General features: G+C 75.4%; 20 protein-coding genes. 9 read left to right on the top strand and 11 right to left on the bottom strand.

Translation table 11 applies throughout. The features are described from left to right. Nucleotides 1–25 precede the first annotated feature (25 nt). The 6 genes from ACIRPH_RS02000 to ACIRPH_RS01975 all read left to right on the top strand — a co-directional run bounded on the left by ACIRPH_RS02000 (nucleotide 26) and on the right by ACIRPH_RS01975 (nucleotide 6,902). Entirely contained in the window at nucleotides 26–1,408 is a 1,383-nt protein-coding gene (locus tag ACIRPH_RS02000) for an MFS transporter (protein ID WP_402908183.1), read from the top strand. Beyond that, the gene (locus ACIRPH_RS01995; protein WP_402908181.1) at nucleotides 1,405–1,815 is read left to right on the top strand and encodes a RidA family protein; all 411 of its coding nucleotides are present in this window, start codon (nucleotides 1,405–1,407) and stop codon (nucleotides 1,813–1,815) included. The genes ACIRPH_RS02000 and ACIRPH_RS01995 overlap by 4 nt, the downstream gene beginning before the upstream one ends. Beyond that, entirely contained in the window at nucleotides 1,808–2,437 is a 630-nt protein-coding gene (locus ACIRPH_RS01990) for an RraA family protein (RefSeq protein ID WP_402908179.1), read from the top strand. The genes ACIRPH_RS01995 and ACIRPH_RS01990 overlap by 8 nt, the downstream gene beginning before the upstream one ends. A gap of 71 nt (nucleotides 2,438–2,508) precedes the next feature. Further along, nucleotides 2,509–4,173 carry a thiamine pyrophosphate-dependent enzyme gene (locus tag ACIRPH_RS01985; RefSeq protein WP_402908177.1) on the top strand — a complete coding sequence of 555 codons (1,665 nt, stop codon included), beginning with the start codon at nucleotides 2,509–2,511 and terminating at the stop codon, nucleotides 4,171–4,173. Nucleotides 4,174–4,236: 63 nt separating this feature from the next. After that, nucleotides 4,237–5,538, top strand: a complete 1,302-nt coding sequence (locus ACIRPH_RS01980) for a M20 family metallo-hydrolase (protein WP_402909461.1) — start codon at nucleotides 4,237–4,239, stop codon at nucleotides 5,536–5,538. Further along, entirely contained in the window at nucleotides 5,535–6,902 is a 1,368-nt protein-coding gene (locus tag ACIRPH_RS01975; RefSeq protein WP_402908175.1) for an NAD-dependent succinate-semialdehyde dehydrogenase, read from the top strand. The genes ACIRPH_RS01980 and ACIRPH_RS01975 overlap by 4 nt, the downstream gene beginning before the upstream one ends. A 97-nt stretch (nucleotides 6,903–6,999) precedes the next feature. Here the strand turns inward: ACIRPH_RS01975 and ACIRPH_RS01970 are convergent, their stop codons facing one another. The 5 genes from ACIRPH_RS01970 to ACIRPH_RS01950 form a co-directional block, all read right to left on the bottom strand. Next, the gene (locus tag ACIRPH_RS01970; RefSeq protein ID WP_402908173.1) at nucleotides 7,000–7,596 is read right to left on the bottom strand and encodes a GNAT family N-acetyltransferase; all 597 of its coding nucleotides are present in this window, start codon (nucleotides 7,594–7,596) and stop codon (nucleotides 7,000–7,002) included. A 372-nt stretch (nucleotides 7,597–7,968) separates the two neighbouring features. Then, nucleotides 7,969–9,906: an FAD/NAD(P)-binding protein gene (locus ACIRPH_RS01965; RefSeq protein WP_402908171.1), complete on the bottom strand. Its 1,938-nt coding sequence runs from the start codon at nucleotides 9,904–9,906 to the stop codon at nucleotides 7,969–7,971. 164 nt (nucleotides 9,907–10,070) lie between these two features. After that, nucleotides 10,071–11,390, bottom strand: a complete 1,320-nt coding sequence (locus tag ACIRPH_RS01960) for a winged helix-turn-helix domain-containing protein (RefSeq protein WP_402908169.1) — start codon at nucleotides 11,388–11,390, stop codon at nucleotides 10,071–10,073. Nucleotides 11,391–11,568: 178 nt separating this feature from the next. After that, a complete protein-coding gene (locus ACIRPH_RS01955) occupies nucleotides 11,569–12,510 on the bottom strand; it encodes an MBL fold metallo-hydrolase (protein WP_402908167.1) in 942 nt (313 codons plus the stop codon). A 211-nt stretch (nucleotides 12,511–12,721) separates the two neighbouring features. Further along, entirely contained in the window at nucleotides 12,722–13,645 is a 924-nt protein-coding gene (locus ACIRPH_RS01950) for a LysR substrate-binding domain-containing protein (protein ID WP_402908165.1), read from the bottom strand. Nucleotides 13,646–13,858: 213 nt separating this feature from the next. Between ACIRPH_RS01950 and ACIRPH_RS01945 the strand changes: the two genes are divergently transcribed. From ACIRPH_RS01945 to ACIRPH_RS01935, 3 genes are all read left to right on the top strand, one after another. Next, on the top strand, nucleotides 13,859–14,647 hold the full coding sequence (locus tag ACIRPH_RS01945; protein WP_402908163.1) for an enoyl-CoA hydratase/isomerase family protein: 789 nt from the start codon (nucleotides 13,859–13,861) through the stop codon (nucleotides 14,645–14,647). Nucleotides 14,648–14,697: 50 nt separating this feature from the next. Beyond that, complete coding sequence (locus ACIRPH_RS01940) at nucleotides 14,698–16,443, top strand: acyl-CoA synthetase (RefSeq protein WP_402908161.1); 1,746 nt, start codon at nucleotides 14,698–14,700, stop codon at nucleotides 16,441–16,443. Nucleotides 16,444–16,578: 135 nt separating this feature from the next. After that, complete coding sequence (locus ACIRPH_RS01935; protein ID WP_402908159.1) at nucleotides 16,579–17,901, top strand: MFS transporter; 1,323 nt, start codon at nucleotides 16,579–16,581, stop codon at nucleotides 17,899–17,901. 61 nt (nucleotides 17,902–17,962) lie between these two features. Here the strand turns inward: ACIRPH_RS01935 and ACIRPH_RS01930 are convergent, their stop codons facing one another. The 6 genes from ACIRPH_RS01930 to ACIRPH_RS01905 form a co-directional block, all read right to left on the bottom strand. Next, nucleotides 17,963–18,871 carry an aminoglycoside phosphotransferase family protein gene (locus tag ACIRPH_RS01930; RefSeq protein ID WP_402908157.1) on the bottom strand — a complete coding sequence of 303 codons (909 nt, stop codon included), beginning with the start codon at nucleotides 18,869–18,871 and terminating at the stop codon, nucleotides 17,963–17,965. Between the two features lie 153 nt (nucleotides 18,872–19,024). Continuing rightward, nucleotides 19,025–19,609, bottom strand: a complete 585-nt coding sequence (locus ACIRPH_RS01925; protein WP_402908155.1) for a DUF488 family protein — start codon at nucleotides 19,607–19,609, stop codon at nucleotides 19,025–19,027. A gap of 5 nt (nucleotides 19,610–19,614) precedes the next feature. Further along, nucleotides 19,615–19,836 (bottom strand): DUF2945 domain-containing protein, encoded by a 222-nt coding sequence (locus ACIRPH_RS01920; protein ID WP_402908153.1) that lies wholly within the window; start codon nucleotides 19,834–19,836, stop codon nucleotides 19,615–19,617. A gap of 200 nt (nucleotides 19,837–20,036) precedes the next feature. Continuing rightward, nucleotides 20,037–23,348 (bottom strand): right-handed parallel beta-helix repeat-containing protein, encoded by a 3,312-nt coding sequence (locus ACIRPH_RS01915; RefSeq protein WP_402908151.1) that lies wholly within the window; start codon nucleotides 23,346–23,348, stop codon nucleotides 20,037–20,039. Nucleotides 23,349–23,511: 163 nt separating this feature from the next. Further along, nucleotides 23,512–25,149 (bottom strand): hypothetical protein, encoded by a 1,638-nt coding sequence (locus ACIRPH_RS01910; RefSeq protein ID WP_402908149.1) that lies wholly within the window; start codon nucleotides 25,147–25,149, stop codon nucleotides 23,512–23,514. Nucleotides 25,150–25,221: 72 nt separating this feature from the next. Then, nucleotides 25,222–25,581, bottom strand: a complete 360-nt coding sequence (locus ACIRPH_RS01905; RefSeq protein ID WP_402908147.1) for a hypothetical protein — start codon at nucleotides 25,579–25,581, stop codon at nucleotides 25,222–25,224. Nucleotides 25,582–25,588: the final 7 nt, after the last annotated feature.

Below are 25,588 nucleotides of genomic sequence, written 5' to 3'. Positions count from 1 at the left end.
TTCCCCAGCTCAACCGGAGACCTCCATGACCCCAGCCCCCACACCCCCCGTCGGCGCCGACCCCGCGGCGGCGGGCCGGGACCGCCTCGCCCCCGCGAAGATGAAGAGGATCGCGACCGCCAGCGTCATCGGCACCACCGTCGAGTGGTACGACCTCTTCCTGTTCGGCACCGCCTCCGCCCTCGTCTTCAACCAGGTCTTCTTCCCCGACCTCGACGGCGCGGTCGGCACCATCCTCGCCTTCCTGACCTTCGCGTCCGCCTACGTGGCGCGCACGGTCGGCGCGGTCCTCTTCGGCCACTTCGGCGACCGCCTCGGCCGCAAGTCGATGCTGCTCGTCTCCCTCATCACGATGGGCGCCGCCACCGTCGCGATCGGCCTGGTCCCCGACTACCGGGCCATCGGCGTCGCCGCCCCGCTGCTCCTGCTCACCCTCCGCCTCGTCCAGGGACTGGCGCTGGGCGGCGAGTGGGGCGGCGCGGTCCTGATGACGGTGGAGCACGCGCCCCCGCACAAGCGGGGCTGGTTCGGCTCGCTCGTACAGGTCGGCGTCCCGGCGGGAACCCTCGTCGCCAACCTCGCCTTCCTCGGCGTCCTGGCCGCCGTCGACCACGACGCCCTGCTGACGTGGGGCTGGCGCGTGCCGTTCCTGCTGTCCGCCCTCCTCGTCGGCGTCGGCATCTACATCCGGCTCAACATCGAGGAGACCCCCAGCTTCCAGCAGGTCAAGGACCAGGGGGCCAAGGCCAGGCTCCCGTTCGCCCACCTGATGCGCCACTACTGGAGGCAGGTCCTCCTGGGCGGCGTGGCCACCCTGTCCACCGGCTCGACCTTCACGCTCCTGGTCACCTCCGGCGTCAACTACGGCACCGCCGAACTGGGGCACTCCGAGGACCTCATGCTGTGGGCGGTCCTGGCGGCCTGCACCCTGGCCTTCGTGGCCATCCCCGCCTTCGGCCGGCTCTCCGACCGCGTGGGGCGCAAGCCCGTGATCCTGGCCGGCGTGGCGGCCGAGGCCCTGCTGGCGTTCCCGTTCTTCTGGATGCTCGACACCGGCTCGACCGCGCTCGTCTTCGCCGCCTACGCCCTGATGATGGTCGCCTTCTCCGCCAACTACGGCCCGATCGCCACCTTCCTCGCGGAGCAGTTCGGCTCCCGGATCCGCTACTCCGGCCTGTCCGTGGCGTACATGCTCTCCGGCCTCCTCGGCTCCGCGATCACGCCCGCCGTCACCGTCGGGTTGCTCTCGCTCACCGGGCAGAGCTCGTCGATCGCCTGGTACATCCTCGGCGCCTCCCTGCTCTCCCTCGTGGCGCTCCTGCTCCTGAGGTCCGTCGCCGGCGGGGACTTCGACGCCGCCGACGCCACCGGGTCGGACGGGGCCGCGGAGACGGAGGCGCGGGCGTGACCCCCCGCAGACTCGGCGCGGTCGACGGACTCGCCGCACCCGTGGGCGCGTTCTCCCACGCGGTCGTCGCCAACGGCTTCGTGTACACCTCCGGGCAGCTGCCCGCCGACGAGCACGGCACGACCCCGGACACGTTCGAGGAGCAGCTCACGCGCACCCTCGACAACCTCCGCACCGTCCTGGAGGCGGCCGGCAGCTCCCTCGGACACGTCGTCAAGGTCAACGGCTACCTCACCGACCCCGGCCACCTGGAGACCTACAACCGGGTCTACCGGGCGGCGTTCGGCGACGCGCTCCCCGCGCGCACGACCGTGTGCGTGTCCCTGTGGGGCGTCGCGCTGGAGATCGACTGCGTCGCGGTCCTCGCCGACCGCCCCGGCGGGGGGACCGGTGCCGCCGATGCCTGACACCGGACCCGGCGCCGCCGCACTCCTCCGGGAGCTGGCCGGCGTGGAGCTGCCCACCCTCGGCCACGTCCTGGAGGAGGGGTTCTGCGACCCCGCCGTGCGCACCCTCACCCCGGGCGCCCCGCGCATGGGCGGTGAGGCGCTCACCGTCCACCTCGCCGAACCCGACGCCCTCGCGGTCAACCGCGCCCTCGTCCGGCTGCCCAGGGGCGGCGTCCTCGTCGTCGGGGTCGACGGCGGGGCGCACGCGCCCATCGGCGCCGTCACCGCCGCCGCGGTCGCCGCCCGAGGCGGCGCGGGGATCGTCGTGGACGGCCCCGTCACCGACCTCGCGGCGCTCAGGGACAGCGGCCTCCCCGTCTACGCGCGGGGCTCCACCTGCCGCACCACCAAGCGCCTGGGCACCGCCGCCGAAGCGGTGGGCGCCCCCGTCACCGTCGGCGGGGTGCGCGTGCGGACCGGCGACCTCGTCCTGGGCGACGAGAACGGGCTCCTCGTCCTCGACCCGCGCACCTTCGACAGGTCCCTGGTCGCGGACGCCCTGCGCTCCGACCGGGCCGAGCCCGGCCTCGTCGCCCGCATCCGCGCGGGGGAACCCCTCACCGGCCTCCTCGCGCTCTGACCCGACCCACCGGGGGCCGACGGCCTCCCCGCGCCCCGACCCGCCCCACCAGGAAGAAGGCACCGCCCATCATGTCCACCACCGACCCCGCACCGCCCGCCCGCCCGCGCTCGGCGGGCCACCTCGTCGTCGCCCAGCTCGAACGCGAGGGCGTGCGGCGCGTGTACGGGGTGCCGGGGGAGTCCTACCTCGACGTGCTCGACGGCCTGCACGACTCCTCCATCACCACCGTGGTCACCCGCCACGAGGGCGGCGCCGGGTTCATGGCCCTGGCCGAGGGCCGGCTCACCGGCCTCCCGGGCGTCGCCATGGTCACCCGCGGGCCGGGCGCGGCGAACGCGTTCATCGCCGTGCACACCGCCCACCAGGACGCCACGCCGCTCGTGCTGTTCGTCGGGCTGATCCCCGTCGCCGACCGGGGGCGGGAGGCGTTCCAGGAGTTCGACCCCGCCGCGTGGTTCGGCAGCACCGCCAAGGCCGTGGTCACCCTGGACGACCCGGCCGCGGCGGCCCGGGTGGTCTCCGACGCCGTGCGCCTCGCGCGGTCGGGCCGCCCCGGGCCGGTCGTGGTCGGCCTGCCCGAGGACGTGATCCGGCTCCCCGCCGGGGCGGCGGACACGGTGGAGCCCCGCGCGCTGCCGTCCGGCCGTCCGGACGCCGACGCGCTCGCCCGGGCCCTCGCCCGCGTCGACCGGGCCGAGCGGCCCGTCGTCGTCGTGGGCGGCGAGAACTGGACCGACGCGGACGGCGCGGCGCTGGCCGCCTGGGCCGCCGCCCGCGACATCCCGGTGCTCGCCGACTTCCGCGCCTACGACGCCGTGCCCCACCGGCTGGACGGCGCCGACAGCCCCTACGCGGGCTCGCTCGGCTACGGCCGGTCCGACGCCGCGGCCGCACTCCTCGACGACGCCGACCTCGCCCTCTTCGTCGGCGCCTGCCGCACCGACGTGCTCAGCGACGGCTACACCCGGGGCGGCCGGGCCGAGACCGTCGTCGTCCTCCCCGGCGAGCCCCTCGGACACAGCGGGCGCCTGGACCAGCACCTCGTCGCGGACCCCGCCGGGTTCGTCGCCGCCCTGGCCGAGGCCGGGGGCGCACCGGTCCGGCACGACCCCGGGCGCCTGGCCGGGGCCCGGGACGCCCACACCGCCTTCTCCACCCCGGTGGCGGCGGCCGACGACGGGGGCTTCGTGGACCTCACCGCCGCCATGGGCGTGCTGCGCGAGGAGCTCGACGACGACGCCGTCATCACCTACGGCGCGGGCAACCACGCGGTCTGGCCCGCCCGGTACCTGGAGCACCGGTCCGCCCGCTCCCTCCTGGCGCCCCGCAACGGCGCGATGGGGATGGGCGTCCCGGCCGCCGTCGCCGCCTCCCTCGTGCGGCCCGGACGCCAGGTGGTCTCCGTCGCCGGGGACGGGTGCTTCCTCATGAACGGCCAGGAGATCGCCACCGCGATCGGCTACGGAGCGGTGTTCACGGCGATCGTCGTCGACAACGGCGTCTTCGCGACCATCCGCGAGCACCAGGAGCGGCACTACCCGGGACGGCCCTCCGGCACCCACCTCACCAACCCCGACTTCGCCGCACTGGCACGCTCCTACGGCGGGTACGGGGAGACCGTGACCGCCACCGCCGACTTCCGGGGCGCCCTGCGCCGGGCGCTGGAGAGCGGACTCCCCGCGGTCCTGCACGTCAGACAGGACCCCGCGGTCCGCGCCCCCGGCGCCTCCTGACCCGGGGCCGGCGCCCCGGCCCGACACCACCCACCCGTGCCCGACGAGCAGAGGAACGAGGCCATGACCTCCAACCCGCCCCGACCGCCGCGCGACCCCGCGGCCGACGACGCCCGCTTCCTGCGGGACTTCGAGACCATGAGCTCCTTCGGCGCCACCCCCTCGGGCGGCGTCGACCGCCAGGCGGCGAGCGAGGCCGACAACGCCCAGCGCCGCTGGTTCGCGGGCCTGCTGGAGGAGAACGGGCTGCGCGTGGTCTACGACCGCGTCGGCAACCAGTTCGGCCTCCTGGAGCGCGTGCCCGGGGCGCCCTACGTCGTGGTCGGGTCCCACATGGACTCGCAGCCCACCGCCGGGCGCTACGACGGCGCCTACGGGGTCCTGGCCGCGGCACACGCCGTCTTCCGGATCGCCGCCGAGGACGGCGCGGAAGCGCCCCCCGTCCACAACCTGGCCGTGGTGAACTGGTTCAACGAGGAGGGCTCCCGGTTCACGCCGTCCATGATGGGCAGCGCCGTCTACACCGGCAAGCTGCCGCTGGAGACCGCCCTCGCCGCGAGCGACAGCTCGGGCACCACGGTCGCCGAGGCCCTGGCCCCCACCGGGTTCCTCGGTGACGGCGACGGGCCGGAGGCCGTCCTGTGCGCCGAGATCCACATCGAGCAGGGGCGCCTCCTGGAGAACTCCGGCACCACCATCGGCCTGGTCGGCGCCAGCTGGGCGGCGAGCAAGTACGAGATCACCGTCCACGGCGAACAGGCCCACTCCGGAGCCACCGCCATGGAGGACCGCCGTGACGCGCTCGTGGGCGCGTCCATGCTCGTCGTCGCCGCGCGCGAGCTCGCCGACCGGTTCCCCGGCGTCCTGCACACCGCCGTCGGCCGCCTCGACGTGTACCCCAACTCCCCGGTCGTGGTGCCCTCCCGCGCCACGCTCCTGCTCGACCTGCGCTCACCCGACGAGGCCGTCCTCGCCGAGGCCGACGAGCTCCTGCTCGCCGAGGTCGCCCGCGTGGAGGAGGCCGCGAACGTCACCGTCGAGCGCACGCTCTCGCACTCCTGGGGGGTCAACCCCTACCAGCCCGAGGGCGTCGAACTGGCCCGTGCCAGCGCCGAACGGCTCGGCCTGAGCAGCGGTGAGATCATGACCGTCGCCGGGCACGACTCGATCAACATGAAGGAGCGCGTGCCCACCGTGATGCTCTTCGTGCCCTCGGCGGGCGGGGTCTCCCACAACGAGGGCGAGTACACCGAGGACGCCGACCTCCTCGCCGGACTGGAGGTGCTCACCGACGTGACCCGCCGCCTGGGCGCCGGAGAGCTGGAGAACGCCGCACCCCACGTTCCCGGAAGGAACCGAGCATGACCGAGTACGCCGTCACCGACCCCGCCACGGGACGCCTCGTCAGGAGGTTCCCGACCGCCACGGACGCGGAGGTCGACGCCGCCGTCGAAGCCGCGGGGACGGCCTTTCGCACCTGGCGCCTCCGCCCCGTCGCGGAGCGCGCCGCCCACCTGGCCGCGGCGGCGGAGCGCTACCGGGCCGACCGCGAGCGCCTCGCCGGGATCATCACCCGGGAGATGGGCAAGACCACGGCGGAGGCGCTCGGGGAGGTCGACCTGTGCGCCCGGATCTACGACTACTACGCGCGCAACGCCGCCGCGTTCACCGCCGACCGGGTCCTGGACGTGTCCCACGGGACCGCGACCGTGCGCACCGAGCCCATCGGCGCGCTCCTCGGGATCATGCCGTGGAACTACCCCCACTACCAGGTGGCGAGGTTCGCGGCGCCCAACATCGCGCTCGGCAACACCGTCCTGCTCAAGCACGCGCCCAGCTGCCCGGAGTCGGCCGGGGCCGTCGCCGGACTGCTCGCCGACGCGGGCCTCCCCGAGGGCGTCTACACCAACCTGTACGCGACCGAGGCGCAGTGCGTCCGGATCATCGAGCACCCGGCGGTCCAGGGGGTCTCGCTCACCGGCTCGGAGCGGGCGGGACGCGCCGTCGGCGAGGTCGCCGGGCGCGCGATGAAGAAGACCGTGCTGGAGCTGGGGGGATCCGACCCGTTCATCGTCCTGCCCGACGCCGACCTGGGGCGCGCGGTCCGCGCCGCCGTGGCCGGGCGGATGGGCAACGCGGGCCAGGCGTGCACGGCGTCCAAGCGGTTCATCGTGCTGGACGAGGTGTACGACGCGTTCGTGGAGGGGTTCGTGGACGCGGTCGCGCGCCTGCGGGTCGGCGACCCCACCGAGGAGGGGGTGGACCTGGGGCCGCTGTCCTCGGAGGCCGCGGCCGTGCACGTCGCCGGCCAGGTGGCGGACGCGGTCGCCCACGGCGCCACCGTCCTCACCGGCGGGGGGCGGCCCGACCGCCCGGGCGCGTTCGTCGAGCCCACGGTGCTCACCGGGGTCGCCCCCGGCACCCGCGCCTACCGGGAGGAGATCTTCGGCCCGGTGGCCGTGGTCCACCGGGTCGCCACCGTCGACGAGGCCGTGGAGCTGGCCAACGACACACCCTACGGCCTGGGCAGCGTCGTGTTCGGGGAGGACGAGGAGGCGGCCCTGGCCGTGGCCGACCGGCTCGACGTGGGCATGGTGTCGGTCAACGCGCCGTCGCGGACCCAGGCCGACCTGCCGTTCGGCGGGGTGAAGGCGTCCGGGGTGGGGCGGGAGCTGGGCGAGTACGGCATGGCCGAGTTCGTCAACCGCAAGCTCCTCCGCACGCGCTGAGCGCGCCGGGCCCGCCCGGGGCCGGTCGCCCGTCCCGTGCGCCCCTCCGCGTGCGGCCCTGTGCGGGTCCGCCGGGGGGACGCGGGGTCGCGGCTCCTCAGCCCCCGGACTCCCACCGCACCTCGCCGTCGGCGTCCCGGCCCGGGGCCGGGGCCATGCCCAGCCGTAGCGCCACCCCGGCCGAGGCTCCGTGGCGGGGGTGGACCGACGCCCCGAACCGGCGGACTCCGCGGGCGGACAGCCAGTCGCGCATCCCGAGGGCCGCCTCGGCGGCCAGGCCCCGCCCCTGGTGGGGGACGCCGACCGCCCACGCCAGGTCCGCGGCCGGGCCCGGCGCCCCGAGCACCACGGTGGCCTGCACGAACCCTGCGGGGCCGCTCCCGTCGCGGGGGCACAGGACCCAGTTGAACCACGACTCCTCCCCGTCGGGGGACCGCCCGGCCGACTGGAGCTCGTAGCGGCGACGGAGGCCGTCCGCGGTCGGCGGTTCCCCGCCGGTGAACGCGTACAGCGCCGGATCGGCCAGCACGGGGAGCATCGGGCCCGCGTGGCCCGGCGTGAGGGGTTCCAGCACCATCCGCGCGGTCGTGATGTCCTCCGGCGCGGGCGGGGCCCACGGTGCGGGGGCGCGCCCTCCGGAGCCGGGCCCCTCCGACGGGCGGGGCGGGTCCTCCGCCGGTCGCGCGTCCGCCATGTCCGACCTCCTGTCCGCGGCCCCTCCGGGGCGGCCGGCGGGCCCCGGCCGTGACGGAGCCTCCCCCGCCGGGGCCGTCCGCGTCAACCGGGTTCCGTGGCCGTCGGGGGCGGCCACGGCCGGATAAAAGAAATCTACGACGTAAACCTCCGGCTCGTGTCGGACGCCAACCGAGGGGAAGAACGGGGGAGGACCGGGGGCGGAACGTGCCGGGCGGGAACCGGCCCCGGGCGCCCCGGAACCCACGGCCCCGGACGGAACCGTGAAGCGAGGGGCGGGCGGGCCTCAGGGGACGGGAGCGGTCAGGGAGGTCGGGGGTCGTGGTGGTGCGGCTCCGGGCGGGCCTCAGGGGACGGGACGGCCGCCCGCCCCTCACGGGCTCAGGCCGCCCAGGACGGCGCGGGCGATCGCGTCGTTCTGCCGGAAGAACCCGGCGTTGGTCCGTGGACGGGAGAACCCGCCCGTCCCCACACCGCCGGCGACCAGCGCGCCCGCGCCGAACCGGGCCGGGTGCGGCGTCCCGTCGGCGCCGCGCAGCCGCTGGTCGGCCGGGTCGGCGTCGACGAGCCCGGTGCCGGGCCGCTCACGGATCTCCCCGCGCTCGATCAGGGCCAGCAGCAGCGGGTCGGTCGTCCGGGTCAGCGAGGGTTCGGGCAGTCTGGCCTCCAGGAGCGCGGAGGCCCCGACCGTCGCGTCCGTGCTGGAGGACCTGGCCAGGAAACGGCCCTCGGGGGTGTCCACCTCCATGTCGGCGCCGACGAACCGCAGGACCCCGGCCCGGGCCAGCGCCAGGAGCTCCTCCAGGCGGGGGCCGGGCGGCCCGCTGGCCAGGTAGCTGAAGAACCCGGTGAACCGGGGCAGGTCCCGCGCCGCGGACTCCTGGGAGATCCGTCCGGAGCCGATCGCCTCGGAGACCACCGTGAACACCGACAGCAGGGCGAAGAAGACCGCCAGGTCCATGCTGTACCCCTGGTCGCGCCGCCGTTGGAGGTCGGCGCCGATGTAGCCGTCCAGCCACGCGCCGAGCGCGTCGTGGTCGGCGAACCGGAGTCCCGCCAGCGGCCGGTCGATCCGCCCGACGTCGAACCGGTCCCCGTCCTCGCGCACCGCCTCGGCGACCAGTTCCTTGAGCTGGGCCCCCGACCAGTCCAGGGAGTCCAGCCGCCGGACGAACTCCGCCGCGTCGACGTCCAGCCGCTCGGGGTGCGACAGCGCCAGCTCCCGGTAGTGGGCGTGGGTTAGCTCCCGCACGACGAGCGGCCACACGTCCTCCCGGAGGTCGAGGGGGCCGGGGCCGAGCGCGTCCAGAGCCCGCGCGCTCACGTGCCTCGGCAGTGCGGGGCGTGCCCCGGGCAGGTGGTAGTGGATCTTGGAGTGGTAGGGCACCCCGCGCCGCGATCCGGCGTGGAGGACGGGCTCGGAGCCGGAGGGGGAGTAGCGCAGGGTCCCGTCCGGGTCCCTGCGGAAGACGCCGCCCCTCCCGGAGGTCAGCAGCACGACGGTGTCCACGAACGCCAGCCCCATGCCGCGCACCAGAGCGGGCTCGCCGGGCGGGACCGCGTCGAGGGAGATGTCGGCGGTCGAGGCGGTCGGTATGTGGACGAGGCCGTGCGCGGCGGCGTGCCGGGCGAGCTTGCGCTCCTCCTCGGTGGGGCCGGTGCCGGAGGAGCCCTGGGCCAGGACGACGGCGTCCGCGTCCAGGGTGTTCCCGGGGACCGGCGGGAGGCCCGTGCCGGCGGTGCGGTCCGGGGCCGGACGCGGCGGGCGGTCGAGGAACAGGCGCTGGCGCCCGTCGGGCAGGTCGCGCAGGTCCACCGCCCGTGCGGCCACGGAGCGGACGGCCACACGTCCCTGGGCCCGCTCGGCCACGTGGTGGAAGACCCAGGACAGGTACCGGCTCTGGAACCTGCGGGTGGCGAACCAGCCGGGATGGACCCGGCGGGCCTCGGCGAGGTCGGCCGCGTCGGCCGTGAACCCGGGCGGCCGGTGCAGGCGTCCCGAGGCGAGGTCCCCGGCCCACTCGGTCAGGGTGGGTCCGGGGACGACGGGCCCGGAGCACGCCACCGACGCGTCGGTGAACATCGTGCAGTCGTTCGCCGTGGTGTTCATCCACAGCCAGGGCGACTGCGCGCGCCGCCAGATCCGGCCGCCGCCGGGCGGGTGGGGATCCACGAGGTACACCTCGAGTGCTCTGTCGGGGAGGAGTTCGCGGACGTTGGCGGTGATCCGTTCGAGGAGGGAGGTGGCCCTGGGGCCCGCGCCGACGAGCGCGATGCGGAGCGGACGCCGGGGGAGCGCTGTGGTGGTCACCCCCCGAGGCTAATGCATACTAAATAGGTAGTAAATATCGGAAATCTGGGGATCGCTCGCGGCCCGGGAGCGGAACCGCGAAGCGAGGGGCGGGTGGGGCTCAGGGGACGGGAGCGCTCGGGGAGGTCGGGGGTCGTGGCGGTGCGGCTCCGGGCGGGCGGGCCTCAGGGGGCGGACGCCGCCTCGACCCGGCGCAGCGCCTCCCGCCAGGGCGCGGGCACCGCTCCCGAGCAGACCACCTCGCGCGCCCCCAGGAACCCGGCCAGGCCCGCGACCGCGCCCGCGACACCCTCCGCGGCGTCCGCGACCTCCTCGGCGGAGGCCGCGTCCGGGGACGGAGCGGCCCCGGCGTCCGGGCCCCCCGCCCGGACCCCGGCCGCGCCCGGCTCGGCGTACACGTTCTCCAGGTCCAGGACGCCGCGCCGCCGGTCGAACCTCGGCGCGATCCTGCCCACCAGCCGGTCGCCGTGCAGGACCGGCAGGACGTAGTAGCCGAACTCCCTGCGCGCCTTGGGCACGTACATCTCGGTGCGGAAGCGGAAGCCCCACAGCAGCTCGGTCCGCTCGCGGTCGCAGAGCAGGTTGTCGAACGGGGACAGCAGCACGGTCCTGGGGCCCCACGCCTGCCCGCCCACGGTCTCCAGCAGCGGAAGGACGTCCGCGTGCACGAACCACGGCTCGTCCGGGTCGGTGCCCTCGACCCGGGCCCGCACCGCCCGGCCGTCCGCCGCCAGCCGTTCGAGCGCGTCCGGCAGCGCGTCGTACCGGTCGCGGACGAAGTGGTTCGCGACGTCCCTCGCGCGTCCGGCGCCCAGGGCCCGCAGGGCGTGCTCGGCCGAGAGCGACACGATCTCCGCGTCCGGCAGCTCGGTCCGGTCGGTGCGCTCGGGCAGGCACCGTTCGGCCAGGTCCCACAGGCGCTTGCCGCCCTCCCGGCCCGCCACCATCACCCGTCCCTGGGTCCACAGCAGGTCGAGCATGCGCTCGACGTTGCGCCCCTTCGTCCATCCGCCCGACTCCCAGGGCAGGGCGGAGCGGTCCTCGAACCCGCCGACGGGCAGGGGTCCCTTGTCCTCCAGCCGCCGGAGGACGTGCTCGCGCAGTTCCGCGTTGGCCTCGACCCAGGCTGCCAGCCGCCGTCCGTAGGCGGAGACGCCCCTCGGGTAGCGGCGCATCAGCCCCTGGTGCAGCGCGTAGTCCTCGGTCAGCACGATCGACGCCGCGTGGGCCCAGTACTCGAACAGCCAGCGCTCGTCCCACAGGAGGGCGTCGAGGTCGGCCCCGTCGAACCGGCCCACCCTGCTCCACAGGACCAGCAGGTGGCTCCGGGCGACCACCGCGACGGGGTCCAGCTGGAGGCAGCGCAGCGCGCGCAGGACCTCGCGCAGCCCGTCGGCGTCGGCGGAGGGCCGGGGGCCGGCCAGTCTCTGGCGGGTGATCGCGAGGCGGCGGACGGTGCGGCGGTCCAGGTCGAGGGGGCGCACGGGGACTCCTGGGGACAGGGGGCGGAGGGCGGGACGGGCGCCTCGTGAGGCGTCGCGTCCCCGCCAGTGAAGCGCGCGCCGACGACGTTCCGCGGTGCGGGAGGACGGGGCCGGCGCGCAGCACGGGCTCCGGCAGGCGGAGGGCGCGGTTCCCGCCGCACCGGTCCGGGCGACCGCGTCAGAGCCGGGTGGGGAGCGGCCCGCCGTTCCACTCGACGGCGTCGGACAGCGCCGTCGTGAGGTCCATGGCGGTGCCGGTGAGGTCGGCGTGGGCGCGGTGCAGGTTCAAGGCGATGCGCTCGGCGTCGTCCCAGTCGCGGAACTCGCCCAGGTCGCAGGCGAGGGCGGTCTCCAGAGGGGTGCTCCCCCGGGCCACCCCGGCGCGGGCGGTCTCCAGCACGAACCGGTAGTAGCGCTCGTGGGCGCCCAGCACCGCGTCGAGCTCGGCGGCGCCGAACAGCGGCCCGTGCCCGGGGACCACGTGGTCGGGCGCGAAGGCGTGCAGCCACTCCAGGGAGCGCAGCGCGCCCTCCACCGAGCCCATGAACACGAGAGGGGTGAGGCCGTGGAACACCAGGTCGCCGGTGTACAGCACCCGCTCCTCCGGCAGCCAGGCCACGACGTCGCCGGGGGTGTGCGCGGTGTACCCGGGGTGGAGCAGGTCCACGCGCCGCCGACCGGTGTACACGGTCAGCTCCCGGTCCAGCACGACCGACGGGGCGCGTCGGCTGACCCCGCCCCAGTCGGGGGCGGGGGACCAGAACGGCGGGCAGGCGTCGAAGATCGGGTCGTGGAGCAGGGCCTCGCGCATGGCGGCCTGTCCGATGAGCGCGGTGGAGTCGGGCAGCAGGCTGTTGCCGTAGGTGTGGTCCCCGTGCTGGTGGGTGTTGACCGCCCACCGCACGGGGGCGTCGCCGGCGGCCCGCGCTAGGGCGCCGAGGAAGCGGCGGGTGCGGGCCTCGGTGGCGCAGGTGTCGACCACCAGGAGGCCGTCCTCGCCGGCGACCGCGCCCGCGTTGTTCACCCACCAGGTGCCGTCGGGCTGGACCCACGCGTACACGCCCTCGACGATCTCGGTCAGGGTCGCGGCCTCGGGGCCGGCCGGTGCGTTCGAGCCCATGGCGGCGGTCTCCTCACGGATCGTGCGTGCGGTCGGGGAGCAGGTTACCGCCGGCGGGTGAGGGGCCGGTGACGGGGAGTCCGGTCCCGGACGCGGCCGGTTCCGGGGCGCACGGCGGGCCCGCCTCCGACGATCTCGTACCTATGGTGGGGTCGGGCGCCGAAACCGTCTGTGGGTACGAGGTCACCGGGGAAGGGAGGGGCCTCACGTCCTAGCCCGGCCCCGGCCCGGGATGGGGCCGCACCACGTGCCCGGCGGCCTCCAGGCCCGCCGTCGCGGCGGCCACGAAGACCGCCACGCTCGCGTGGCGCCGCCGGGGCGGCCACACCACCGACGTGCGCCAGGCCAGCGGGTCCCCCTCCAGGGGCGACCACACCAGGCCCTCGGGGAGCCCGCCCAACGGCTTCTCGTTGAAGTGCACGCCCCTCCCGGCCATGACCAGGCCGTTGACGAACAGCGGGTTGCGGGCGTGCCGGATCGCCCCGGGGCGGAACCCCTCGGAGCTGCACGCGGACATGATCTGGTCGTAGAGCATCGGCGCCATCGCCCGGGGGAAGACCACCAGCGGCATCCCGTTGAGGTCGCGCAGCCGCACCGGCCCGCCCCCCGCCAGCGGGTGCTCGGCGGGCAGCAGGACCCCCAGGGGCCGGTGGGCCACCGGCCCCGACTCCAGGCCCGTGGTGTCGGAGGGGTGGCGCACCACCCCGACGTCCAGGTCGCCCTCGCGCAGCGCCCGCAGCTGCTCGTCCGTGGTGAGCTCGTGCAGGTCCACCAGCACGTCGGGGGCGTGGCGGGCCAGCTCCGCGACCAGGGTGCGCAGCGTGGCGGGCATGGTGTCCGGCGGGATCCCCGCACGCAGGATCCCGCTCTCCCCGGGGCGGATGCGGCGCATCGCCTCCAGGGCCGACTCGGTGCTCTCCAGCACCGGACGGGCGTGTTCCAGCAGCAGGGCCCCGGCCTCGGTCAGCCGGACCTGGTTGCGGCCGCGGTCGAACAGCCGCACGCCCAGTTCGCGCTCCAGGTCGCGGATGCGCTGGGACAGCGGCGGCTGGGCCATGTGCAGCCGGGCGGCGGCCCGGCCGAAGTGCAGCTCCTCGGCGAGCACCGTGAAGTAGCGCAGGTGGCGCAGTTCCATGCGGGGACCCTACCGGTCATATCACTGCGATATCGCGGGAGGTCCCAACTGGTGTTGGACGCCGGCGGCGGTGAGCTGTTGTGATGTCGTTCATAGGGCGGAGGGCCCGGGTTCGCCCGGGGGACACCGGGGAGAGCCGGCTCCGCCCGATCCTCCGGCGTGCGCGAGCCCGTCCGCCGCACCCCTGCTTGTGAACTCGTGAAAGGCATCGCCATGTCACCGAACGACGACCTCGTCCTGGCGCACCGCGAACCCCTCGCCGAGGGCCACGCCACCGTCATCACCCTCAACCGCCCCGACAAGCTCAACGCGTGGACCGGCGCCATGCGCGCCCGCCTGGTCGGGCTGTTCGAGGAGGCGGGCGCCGACGCCGACTGCCGCGCCGTCGTGCTGACCGGATCCGGCAACGCCTTCTGCGCGGGCCAGGACCTGGCCGAGACCCGGGACATCGACCCGGCCGACCACGCCGCCGCCGAGGCCTGGATCGACGACTTCGACCTGCTCTACAGGGCCCTGCGCGGCATCGACAAGCCCACCATCGCGGCGGTCAACGGCGTCGCCGCCGGCTCCGGGTTCCAGTTCGCGCTCCTCGCGGACCTGCGCGTCGGCCACCCCGGGGTGCGCATGGGCCAGCCCGAGGTCCGCTCCGGCATCCCCAGCGTCACCGGCATCTGGGCCATGTGGGACATCCTCGGCAAGGCCCGCACCATCGAGTTCACCCTCACCGGCGACCTGGTCGACGGGGACGAGGCCCACCGTCTCGGCCTGCTCACCCGGCTCGTCCCCGGCCGGGACGAGGTGCTTCCCGCGGCCCTCGCCCTCGCGGACTCCCTCGCGTCCCTGCCCCCCGGCGCCGTCGCCCTCACCAAGGCCCGCCTGCGCGAGATCGACGACGAGGCGCTGACCGACTCCATCACCGCGGCCAAGAGGGTCCACGCCCAGGCCTACGCCAGCGGCGAGCCCCAGCGGGAGATGGAGCGGTTCCTGGCCAAGCGCCGCTGAACCGCAGCTCCACCACCGACGCCACCGCAGGAAACAGGGGAGACCACCCGATGACCACCACCGGAACCGAGGACGGCACGCACTCCGGAGCCGGGGCCGCCGCCCCGGACCCCGCCGCCCCGGACCCCGCCGCCCCGGACCCCGCCCGGCAACCTGCCGCGGCCGCGCCCACCCCGGAGGCGCTCGCGGAGGGGGACCGCCTCTACCGGCTCCTGTGCGAGGAGCAGGGCTGGGAGGTGCCCGAGCGCTACAACATGGCGGTCGACGTCGCCGACCACCACCCCGGCGACCGCGTCGCCCTCGTCTTCGAGGACCACACCGGCCACCGGGAGGAGGTCACCTGGGACCGGGTCCGCGACCGGGCGGCCCGCGTCGCCGCCCACCTGCACGCCCTGGGCGTGCGCAAGGGCGACCGGGTGGCCGTGCTGCTGCCCCAGCGGCCCGACACCCCCGCCACCTACCTGGGCGTCCTGCGCACCGGGGCGGTCCTGGTCACCATGTCCCCGCTGTGGGCGGACGACCCCATCGCCTACCGGCTCGCCGACTCCGGCAGCACCGTCCTCGTCACCGAGAACGCCTCCCTGGGGCGGGCGGCCGACGCGGTCGCGGCGATCGCCTCCCTCGGCGGCGAGGTGGCCGGCGACGCCCGGCCCCCGGCCGACGTGCGGATCGTCGACGTGGACGACCCCGCGATCGCCGCGTGCGAGCCCCGGTACGAGGCGGCCGACACCGCCGCAGACGACCCCGCCCTCATCTTCTACACCTCCGGTACCACGGGCCCCGCCAAGGGCATCGTGCACGCCCACCGCACCCTCCTCGGGCACAACGAGTTCCGGTACTGCCACGACCTGCGCCCCGGCGACGTGTTCTACGGCGCGGGCGACTGGGCGTGGTCCATGGCCAAGCTCATGGGTCCGCTGCGGGCCGGGGCCACCCACCTGGTCCACCGCCCCCGGGCGGGCTTCGACCCCGAGGGCCTTCTCGCCGCCATGTCCCGCAACCGGGTCACCACCGCCCTGGTCAACCCCACCCTGCTGCGCAAACTCCGCGCCGAGGTCCCCGACGCCGGGCGGCGCCACCCCCAGGCCCTGCGCGTGGTGTGCTGCTCCAACGAGCCCCTCACCACCGACCTCATCGCCTGGTTCCGCGAGCAGTTCGGGGTGACCCCGCTCGACTACTACGGCTCCACCGAGTCCTACCCGCTGCTGGGCAACCTGCCCGGCGTGCCGGTCAAGCCCGGTTCGGTGGGGCGCCCGCTCCCCGGGTGGGAGGTCGCGCTGCTGGACGCCGACGGCAACGAGGTGCCCGAGGGCGAGCCGGGGGAGATCTGCCTCCGCGCGCGCAGCAACCCCCAGTTCCCCCTCGGCTACTGGAGGAGGCCCGACGCCTCCGCCGAGAGCTTCGGCGGCGACTGGTACCGCACCAAGGACCAGGCCACCCGCGACGCCGACGGCTACTACTGGTTCCTGGGCCGCACCGACGACGTCATCAAGACCTCCGGGTACCGCGTGGGCCCCTACGAGGTCGAGGCCGCCCTGCGCGAGCACCCGGCGGTCGCCGACGCGGGCGTGGTCGGCCTGCCCGACCCGCTGCGCGGACAGGTCGTCAAGGCGTGGATCGAGCTCGCCGACGGGTACCGCCCCGGCGACGACCTCGCCGACGAGGTCCGCGCCTTCGCCCGCGAACACTACTCGCGCTTCGCCTACCCGCGCCTGATCGCCTTCACGGAACGCCTTCCCCGTTCCGCGACCGGCAAGGTCCAGCGCGCCGAGCTGCGACGACGCGACACGGTCTGAGAGACCGGTGCGGCGGCGCCCCCGCCGCCGCACCCGGCCGCGCCAGGCCACCCCGGCGGGCCGCCCCGTCTCTTGTCCCCCCTAACATCGATCCCGGGCCAGGCCCGGGCAGTGAGAAAGAGGAGTTCGGGTACGGTGCTGAACGATCAGGAAGCCCCCGCGACGCCACCCCGAGACATGGGCCGCGTCCGCCGCCGCGTCACCGTGGCCACCGCCATCGGCAACTTCGTGGAGTGGTTCGACTCCGGCGCCTACGCCGTCATGTCGGCCACCATCGCGGTGCTGTTCTTCCCCAACTACGACCCCGCCGCCGCGCTGCTGGCGACCTGGGCCATCTTCGCGGCGGGGTTCGTCGCGCGGCCGGTCGGCGCCCTCTTCTTCGGCCACTACGGCGACCGCATCGGCCGCAACCGGGCCCTCGCGCTGAGCGTGCTGTGCATGAGCGGCGCCACCCTCGGGATCGGCCTGCTGCCCACCTACGCGGCGATCGGCCTCGGCGCCCCGCTGCTGCTCCTGCTCATGCGCACGGTCCAGGGCTTCTCCACCGGCGGCGAGTACACGGGCGCCTCCTCCTTCATCATGGAGTACGCCCCCGAGGGCCGCCGCGCCCGGTACGCCAGCGCCGTCCCCATCACCGTCGGCGTGGCCGCGGTGGTCGGCTCCGGCGTGGGCGTGCTGCTCACCGGCACCCTCAGCGAGGAGGCCCTGATGTCGTGGGGCTGGCGGATCCCGTTCCTGATCGCGGGCCCGCTCGGCGCCATCGGCCTGTACCTGCGCTCCCGCCTGGACGACACCCCGGTCTTCCGCGAGATGGCCGAGCAGGAGAACACCACGAAGAGCCCGCTGCGGCAGGCCTTCCGGGTCTCCGGGCGCCAGATGTTCACGCTGTTCGGCTACAGCATCACGAACGCGGTCGGCTACTACTTCATGAGCTCCTACATGATCAGCTACATGTCGGAGTCGCTGGACTACACCAAGACCCAGGCGCTCACGACCAGCGTCGTCGCGATGCTCGCGTACACGGCGGCGTGTCCGCTGATGGCCGCGGCCAGCGACCGCTTCGGCAGACGGCCCATGCTGATGGTCGCCTGCGGGGGGTTCGTCCTGCTCACGTACCCCGCGTTCCAGCTGATGGCCACGGGACTGACGGGGGCGCTGGTGGGGACCTCGGCCCTGGCCGTGCTCGTCGCCGTGATCGGCACGTCCAACGTGCCGATGATGGTGGAGATGTTCCCCGCGCAGCTGCGGGCCAGCGGCTCGGCGGTCGGCTACACCGCCGCGTACGTGCTGTTCGGCGGCACCGCGCCGTTCGTGGCGACCTGGCTGGTCAGCAGCACCGGCAGCGCTCTCACACCGGCGTTCTACCTGGTCGGGGTGGCCGCGATCAGCCTCCTGGTGGTGCTGACCCTGGTGCGGGAGACCAAGGACCTCTCGCTCACCCGCACCACGCTGCGCTGACGGGAGCGCCGCCCGGTCGGCGGCGCCGGCCCGCGAGGGCCCGTGCCGCCGACCGCCCTCCTCAGCCCCGGGCGAGGCGGCGCAGCGCGGCCCGGGCCGGCGGCCCCCAGGTGTCGTGGCCGCCGGGGCGTCCGCGGACGCCGGCCTCGCCGACGAGCACGCCGCCGAGGGCGCACAGCACCGCCCAGCCCCGGGCACGGCGCAAGGTCGCGGGGTCCGGGGCCGGGCGGTAGGCCCGCAGGAAGCGTTCGAGTCCGCCGTCCGGCAGCAGGATCCAGGCGGCGGCCAGGTCGCAGGCCGGATCGCCCGCGCACAGGTCGCCGAAGTCGATCACCCCGCACAACGCGCCGTCGCGGGTCAGGACGTTGGCCGGGTGCAGGTCGCCGTGCAACCACAGCGCCGGCCCCTGCCAGCGGGGCGCGGCGACCGCGTCCTCCCAGACCGCGCGCACCGCCTCCGGGTCCTCGACCAGCCCCTGGTCCGCGGCCGAGGCGAACTGTTCGGCGAACTGCTCCGCGTGGCCGGCCAGGGGACGCCGGCTCTTGCGGTTCACGGGGGCGTCCTCGGGCGCGGGCCGGTGCAGGGCCGTCAGGAAGGCCGCCAGGTCCTCGGCCGCACGGGCGGCGTCCGTGACCGGGGCGCGGTCCGCGGGCGTGCCCGGCACCCAGGTGGTCACGATCCAGGGGCGCTGGAACCGTGCACCGGGCATGCCCAGGCGCAACGGGACCGGGACCGGCAGCGGAAGGCCCGGCGCCAGGGAGGGCAGCCAGGCGAGCTCCCCCCGCACCAGGGCCTCGGCGGACCGCGGCGTCCAGGGCAGCCGCACGGCGAGGTCGTCCCCGAGCCGCCACATCTGGTTGCCCGCGCCCCGCGTTCCCGAGTGCAGGGGGCGGTCGGCCAGGTCGGGATGCTGTTCGCGCAAAAGGTCCCGGACGAACTCCGCGGTGAGGCCGAGAGGGGGGTGCGTCATGGCCAGAAATGTAGCCCACGGGCCCGGCCCGCGCGCGGGCGGTGCGGAGCAGACGCGCAGGGGCACGGACGCCCGCCGTCCCCGACCTGGTGGGCGTGGTCGGCGCGGTGCGGCGGCGCCCCGACCCGGCGGGCCGCCCGGGGGCGGGCGGCGTCACACCCGGGGGGACGCGCCCGTCGGGGCGGACCCGGGGCCGTGCCCGTCCCAGGGCCGTGCCGGATAGGTGACGACGCGGTCGGTGCGCACGACGGCCCCCGGGGTGAGCCGGGCGGCGTCCACGCGGTGGCCGCCCATGATGTGGAAGACCTCGTGGCCGTGGGCGAGGAGGTGGTCGGCGATGATGCGCCGGTGGCACCGCCACCACACCGCCTCCGCGCACATCACGGCGGTGCGGTGGGCCGCGCCCGCCGCACGCAACCGGGCGAGCCCCGCCCCGAACTCGGCCGAGAGTCCGTGGTCGGCGTAGTTGTGGAAGCCGCGGTTGCGCCAGAGCCCGTTGACCTCGGGGGGCACGTCCCGGGCGAGCGGACGCCGGCCGCCGAGCTCCGCGAGGCGCTCGTAGCGTACGCCGAGAGCGCCCAGGGCCGTGGAGAGCGCCTCCTCGCCGAACTGCGGGTTGCGGCGGGAGCCCGGGAGCCTGCGCACGTCGACCACCGCCTCCACGGCGGCCTCCTCCAGCAGGGCGGCGAACTCCTCGAACGTGCGGTCGGAGTGGCCCACCGTGAGGAACGGCACCATCGCGGCTAGCCGCCGCCGGACGTCCGGGTCAGGGTCCCGTCCTTGTGCGCCGCCGTGCGGCCGGTCCTGTCGCTCTCGATCTCGTACTGCGGATCGTCCTCGGACGCGCGGCGCGTACGGCCCCGGAACGTGAAGTCGCCGGTGTGGACCCTGGTGATCGTGCCGGACACCCGTCCGGCCTCGGAGTTCCAGCTCACATGGTCGCCGACGTCGAAACGGCGTGTCATCGCGCCTCCTCCGGTCGCTGCGGGACGGACCCCCGCCATACCCCGGACGGTCCCGGGGTATGCGGACGGGGCGCGCCGCGGGGCCCGCCGCCGGCGGGGACGCCTCGCCCCCCGGTCCGGGGGCGGGTCCCGTCGTCCGCCGTGGGTTCCCGGGAACGCGGGCGGTCCGGGGCGGTCGCGCGGAGGCCGCCCCGGGGGCGTCAGCGGGCCGGGATGTCCTCGGGCAGCAGGGTGGTGAAGTCCTCCATGGTGGCGTTCTGGACGCCGTTGACCAGGCGGCCCGCCTGCCTGGTGATCATCCGCTCCAGCACCTGGCGCGCGTAGCGGGCGTTGCCGAAGTTCACGTCGCGGACCACCCCCGAGAAGTGCTCGTGCAGGGCGGCCGTCGTCGCCTCGCCGCAGGTGTACCCCGAGCCCTTCGCCATGCGCTGGACGATGGTGACCAGCTCGTCGTCGCTGTAGTCGGGGAACTCCACCTGGTGGTTGAACCGGGAGGCCAGGCCGGGGTTGGAGTCGAGGAAGCGCTGCATCTCGTTGGTGTACCCGGCGACGATCACCACCGCCTCGTCGCGGTGGTCCTCCATGAGCTTGACCAGGGTGTCGATGGCCTCCTGGCCGAAGTCGTTGCCCGATCCGCGCGGCGCCAGCGAGTAGGCCTCGTCGACGAACAGCACGCCGCCCTTGGCCCGCTCGAACACCTCGGCGGTCAGCTGGGCGGTGTGACCGACGTAGCGCCCCACCAGGTCCGAGCGCGCGGCCTCCACCACGTGGTCGCCGCGCAGCACCCCGAGGGCGTGCAGGAGCTTGCCGTACAGGCGGGCGACGGTCGTCTTACCGGTACCGGGGGGACCGGCGAACACCAGGTGGTGGCTCATCGGCGCCACCTGGAGCCCCATGGCGCGCCGCTGCTGCGACATCAGCAGCAGGTTGGCCAGGTCGTTGACGGTCTCCTTGACGCTCGCCAGGCCGACCATGGCGTCGAGTTCCTCGCGCAGGGCCGCGATCCCGTCCGCCGTGCCGCCGACCTGCTCCTCCTCGGCCGCCGCCCCGAGGTCCTCGGGCAGCAGGAGGGTGAGCGAGTCCGGGCTGTCGGGGATGGTGCCGCCCAGCCGGAACGCCTGGCGGTCGATCATCTCCTCGAAGAGCTTGCGGGCCTCGCGGCCGTTGCCGAACGCCGGGCCCTTGGGCACCCGCTCGAAGTGGGCGAGCAGGGCCGCCTCGGTCTCCTCCGCCATCCGGTAGCTGTGGGAGGCGCACATGTTGCGCACGATCTCCGTCAGCTCCTCGGGCGCGTAGTTGGTGAACTCGATGGTCCGGCTGAACCGGGAGGCCAGACCGGGGTTGGTGTCGAGGAAGCTCTCCATCTGCTCGGTGTAGCCGGCGACGATCACCACGACCTCGTCGCGGTGGTCCTCCATGAGCTTGACCAGGGTGTCGATGGCCTCACGGCCGAAGTCGGGGCCGCCGCCGCTCCCGCCCTCGCTGCCGCTCGCCAGCGTGTAGGCCTCGTCGACGAACAGCACGCCGCCCTTGGCCCGCTCGAACACCTCGGTGGTCTTGATCGCCGTGCCGCCCACGTACTGCGACACCAGGTCGGCGCGGGCCACCTCCACCACGTGCCCGTAGCGCAGCACGTCCAGTTCGGCCAGGATCTGCCCGTACAGCCGCGCCACCGTGGTCTTGCCCGTACCGGGGGCGCCGCCGAAGACCAGGTGGCGGCTCATGGGTGGTGTGGGAAGACCCATCTCGGCCCTGCGCTGGGCCATCTGGTTGCGGGTGACGAGCGTCTTGACCTCGTGCTTGACCCCGGCCAGGCCCACCAGAGCGTCCAGCTCCTTGAGGGGGCCGACCTCCTCGGAGTCCTCGTCCTCCTGCACGGGGGCGGGGGCCTCCGGCATCGGGACGGGCGCGCCCGCCAGGTCGCCGAACGCGTCCGGCGCCCCGTTGCCGCGGCTGAGCAGCTCCTCCGTGCGCATGCTCTGGCTGGCGACGGTCTGGCGCAGACCGGAGCGGCCGTTGTCCCGCACCGAGCAGTCCTCCACCACCACGTCCTCGGCGGAGTGCACGAGGATGCCGTCGGCGCCGTTGCCGAACACCTCGCACCGGCGCAGCGTGGCGGTCGCCTTCGCCGCCACCAGCACGCCGTTGCGGCGGCCGTTGTACACCCGGGTGCGCAGCACCGTCGCCCGGCCGCCGGCCCGCACCGCGATGCCGTCGCCCGTGCACTCCGACACGTCGCAGTCGCGCACGTCGACGGAGCCGTCCGCGCCCACCGAGATCCCGGCGTCGCGGCTCCCGGAGACCTGCACACCGGTCAGCAGGGGCGCCCCGCCCTCCTCCACGGACACGGCGCTCTTGCCGGTGCGGTCCAGCGTCACGTCCTCCAGGCGTCCGCGCCCGCCCTTGCCGAACACCACGCCCTGGCCCCGGGTGTTGTTGATCGCGGTCCCGCGCATGAAGGGGGCGCACTCCTCGACCACCACGCCGGGGCCGGCGGTCCCGCTGACCAGGCCGCGGTCGAACTCCACGACGCTGTCGCCGCGCAGGCTCAGTCCCTGCCCGCCGCGCACGACCAGGCCGAGGAAGGCGGTGGAGGACCGCTCCACGGCCTGCACGGCGTCGCCGCCCGACTCCTCCACCTCGCAGTCGTTGAAGGTGCCGCGCGCCCGCCCCGACAGGTGGATCGCCACGTTCTTGGCGCGCACCACGCGCACCCGCGCCACCTGCGGGTCCGCGCCGTTGTGCACGACGACGCCGCGCCCGCCCACGTCCTCGAACACGCAGTCCTCCACGACCGGGCGGGAACGGCTGGACACGACCAGCCCGTCGCCCTCGGTGTCGTGCACACGTGTGCCCAGCAGCGAGGCGGCGGAGCCCTCCTCCAGCGCCACCGCGGGCTTCTTGGTCCCCGAGATCTCACAGTCCCGGATCGTGCCCCCGGACTGGCCGCTGGCGAACACGCCGTTGCCCCCGGCGTCGCGCAGCACGCAGGAGCGGATCGTGGGACGCGCCTGCTCGCCGATGACCACGGCGCTGGTGTCGACCTCCTCGACCACGCAGTCCTCGATGACGCTCGGCCCGGAGGAGGTGATCACCACCCCCGCGCCCGCCGAGCACGTGACGCGGCTGTCGCGCATGGCGAGCGCGCCGTCGCCGCGCACCGACACCGCGGTCCAGGAGGCCCCCTCCACCTCGCAGTCGGCCATCTCCAGCTGCCCGAGGGGGATGTCCACCGCGGGGTAGTCGGCGTGGCGGCCGCGCAGGACCAGACCGGACAGTTTGACCGCCTCGGCGCCCGAGACCACGGCGCAGCCGGAGCCGGTGGTGATCTCGACGCTGCCCAGGCCGTCGCGGGCCATCAGGGTGACCACGTCGCGCAGGACGAGGCTCTCCTCGTAGCGGCCGGGGGCGATGGTGATGAGGGCACCGCTGGCGGCGGCCTCGACCGCCTCGGTGATCGTCGCGTGCCCGTCCTGGGCGCCGGCGTCGACGGTGAGGAGCTGCCTGGTCATCGGTGTCTTCCTAGATCGGGGGAGGGGCGGTGGGGGGGGGGGGGGGGGGCCCCCCCCCCCGGGGGGGGGGGGGGCGCGCCCCCCCCCCCCCCCGGCGGGCCCCCGGCCCGGGGGGGGGGGGGGGGGGGGGGGGGGGGGCGGGGCCCGCCCCGCCGGGGGCTGGTCAGGAGCAGGACGCCCGCACGGCCGAGGCGGCCACGTGCGAGCTGGCGTGCTCCTGGTCCGCGAGGGCGTCGGCCCCCGCGTTGGTGAGCTTGACGGTGAACTCCTCCGTGGGAGAGGTGAACCCGGTCACCTGGACCCAGCCGCCCCGGATCCCCGCCTGGTCGATCCCGAAGACCGCCACGGGCGACCCCTCGGCCGAGGGGCCGGAGAAGAGCTGGTAGCGGGCCTCCCCGGGGGAGATCCACAGCGGGCTCTCGTCGTCGGGCACATGGACGTAGAGCTCGCACGCGACCCCTGCCTCCCCGGGGGTGAACGTCCAGGTGGCGTACTGGCCGTTGCCCTGCTCCGGGTCGCCCGAGACGGGAAGCGCCTCGTAGCCGCCGTCGCAGCCCTCCTGAGCGTACCCGCCGGGCCGGGTGGCCCAGCTGGCGGTGCCCTCGGCGCTGTCCCAGCGTCCCTCGTTCGCGTAGGAGGAACCGGGGGAGTCCTGGCAGCCGGGCCCCGCGACGGCGAGGAAGGGCTCCGGTTCCGAACCCCCCGTCATCGCGACGGAGTTCTCCAGGACGGAGCCGCCGCCCTCCGAGGGCGGCGGGTCGGCGACCGGGGCGTCGGCGGACGCCGACCCGCCGTCCGCGGTGTCGCCGCTTCCGGCGGCCCCGCCCTCCCGGGCGGTGTCGCCGGAAGCGGTGGTGTCGGCGAGGGGGGCGTTCATCTGCTCCGTGGCGGGGCCGTTCCCGGTGTCCCCGGTGCCGGTGTCGCCGTTCGCGGCGCCTTCTCCGGCCGCCCCTTCGGTCTCACCCTCCCCGGAGGTCCCGGCGCCCTCGTCGCCTCCGGCCGCCGTGTCCTCTCCGGCCGCGGCCTCCTCCCCGGAGGAGGGGGCGGCCGCCGTGGCTCCGTCCTCGGTGCCCGACTCCCCGGCGGCCGCGGTGTCCCCGGCCCCCGGCTGCCCGGCGGCGGCCGTCTCCCCCGGACCGTTCCCGACCTCGGCGGCGGGCGCGTCCGGGTTCTCCTGTGCGGCCGGGGCGGCCTCCACGGGGTTCTCCCCGCCGGTGGCACCGGCGCCCGGGTCGGGCATCGTCGGGGTCGCGGCCCCGTCCCCGCTCACCTCGGGGACGTAACCGGTCTCCTGGGGCGCGGCGCCCTGTTGGGGCACGGTCGCGGCGCCCGTGTCCGCCGGAGCGGCGACGGCCCCGGACTCGCCGCCGCCCGAGGCGCCCGCCTCGGCGGTGCCCGAGGACGGGCCGCCGGCGCCGCCGGCGTCCGAGGCGAGCGGCGTCGCCTCCAGGGTCACCCCGGGCACCCCCGCCGTCATGGCGAAGGGGGCGGCGACCAGGAGCAGGCCCGCAATGGCGGCGCCCGCCAGGGCGGGCTTGCCCGGACGGTCCAGGGCCACCTCCGGGGCCTGGGGGGCGGCCGGTTCGTGCAGGGCACCGGTGATCCGGGGGCCGGGAACGGCCTCGGCCGTCCCCGCTCCCTCGGCGGCCCCGTGCGGGGGAGCGGGCGCGATGTGTGCCGCGGAGCCCGGGGCCCCGCCGGAGACCGTGCCGTCGGCTCCACCGGAGAGCGCCGTCCGGAACTCGGACGCCGGTGTGGGACGGCCCTCCGCCGCGCCGCGCGCCTGCGCACTCTCAGACATCGGAACTCCTTCTCGGGGGGCCCGGGCGGCCGCGGGAACGGCCGCCCGGGGAGGTGGGGGTGGGAGCGGGGGTCACCGGCGTCCTCCGGGCCCGCCCGGGGTGTTGACGTCCGGGACGCGGTTCACATTGTCCTCTTCCGAGCGGTTGAAGGTCTCCTTGGTGCCGCCGAGGATGGCGCTCGTGTCCTCCGCCGCGATGACCACGAAGCCCATGTACTCCTCGATGGAGGTCCTGAGCAGCCCCAGGGACTTGTCCATGTCGTTGGCGAACTTGTCGCCCTTGCCCCAGATCGTGGGGTCCTCCAGGGCGGCCAGCGAGCTGTTCAGCCACTGCTGGGTGTCACGGGCGTACTCGGCCGCGTCGTTGACGCTCCAGCTGTTCCTGGCCATGCCGTCGAGGTCGGCGAAGAAGCCGTCGTCGCGGTCCGTCATATCCGTC

Origin of the sequence: Nocardiopsis sp. NPDC101807, assembly GCF_044766605.1 — a bacterium.
GTDB classification, from domain to species: Bacteria; Actinomycetota; Actinomycetes; order Streptosporangiales; family Streptosporangiaceae; genus Nocardiopsis; species Nocardiopsis tropica.
This window is presented reverse-complemented; position numbering and strand designations above follow the sequence as displayed.

Coding starts and splice junctions, on each gene's coding strand:
- ACIRPH_RS01915 (WP_402908151.1), bottom strand. CDS start 23,348: ATGACCAGGCAGCTCCTCACCGTCGACGCCGGCGCCCAGGACGGGCAC.
- ACIRPH_RS01980 (WP_402909461.1), top strand. CDS start 4,237: ATGACCTCCAACCCGCCCCGACCGCCGCGCGACCCCGCGGCCGACGAC.
- ACIRPH_RS01975 (WP_402908175.1), top strand. CDS start 5,535: ATGACCGAGTACGCCGTCACCGACCCCGCCACGGGACGCCTCGTCAGG.
- ACIRPH_RS01955 (WP_402908167.1), bottom strand. CDS start 12,510: ATGGGCTCGAACGCACCGGCCGGCCCCGAGGCCGCGACCCTGACCGAG.
- ACIRPH_RS01940 (WP_402908161.1), top strand. CDS start 14,698: ATGACCACCACCGGAACCGAGGACGGCACGCACTCCGGAGCCGGGGCC.
- ACIRPH_RS01920 (WP_402908153.1), bottom strand. CDS start 19,836: ATGACACGCCGTTTCGACGTCGGCGACCATGTGAGCTGGAACTCCGAG.
- ACIRPH_RS01905 (WP_402908147.1), bottom strand. CDS start 25,581: ATGACGGACCGCGACGACGGCTTCTTCGCCGACCTCGACGGCATGGCC.
- ACIRPH_RS01945 (WP_402908163.1), top strand. CDS start 13,859: ATGTCACCGAACGACGACCTCGTCCTGGCGCACCGCGAACCCCTCGCC.
- ACIRPH_RS01990 (WP_402908179.1), top strand. CDS start 1,808: ATGCCTGACACCGGACCCGGCGCCGCCGCACTCCTCCGGGAGCTGGCC.
- ACIRPH_RS02000 (WP_402908183.1), top strand. CDS start 26: ATGACCCCAGCCCCCACACCCCCCGTCGGCGCCGACCCCGCGGCGGCG.
- ACIRPH_RS01910 (WP_402908149.1), bottom strand. CDS start 25,149: ATGTCTGAGAGTGCGCAGGCGCGCGGCGCGGCGGAGGGCCGTCCCACA.
- ACIRPH_RS01925 (WP_402908155.1), bottom strand. CDS start 19,609: ATGGTGCCGTTCCTCACGGTGGGCCACTCCGACCGCACGTTCGAGGAG.
- ACIRPH_RS01985 (WP_402908177.1), top strand. CDS start 2,509: ATGTCCACCACCGACCCCGCACCGCCCGCCCGCCCGCGCTCGGCGGGC.
- ACIRPH_RS01970 (WP_402908173.1), bottom strand. CDS start 7,596: ATGGCGGACGCGCGACCGGCGGAGGACCCGCCCCGCCCGTCGGAGGGG.
- ACIRPH_RS01930 (WP_402908157.1), bottom strand. CDS start 18,871: ATGACGCACCCCCCTCTCGGCCTCACCGCGGAGTTCGTCCGGGACCTT.
- ACIRPH_RS01950 (WP_402908165.1), bottom strand. CDS start 13,645: ATGGAACTGCGCCACCTGCGCTACTTCACGGTGCTCGCCGAGGAGCTG.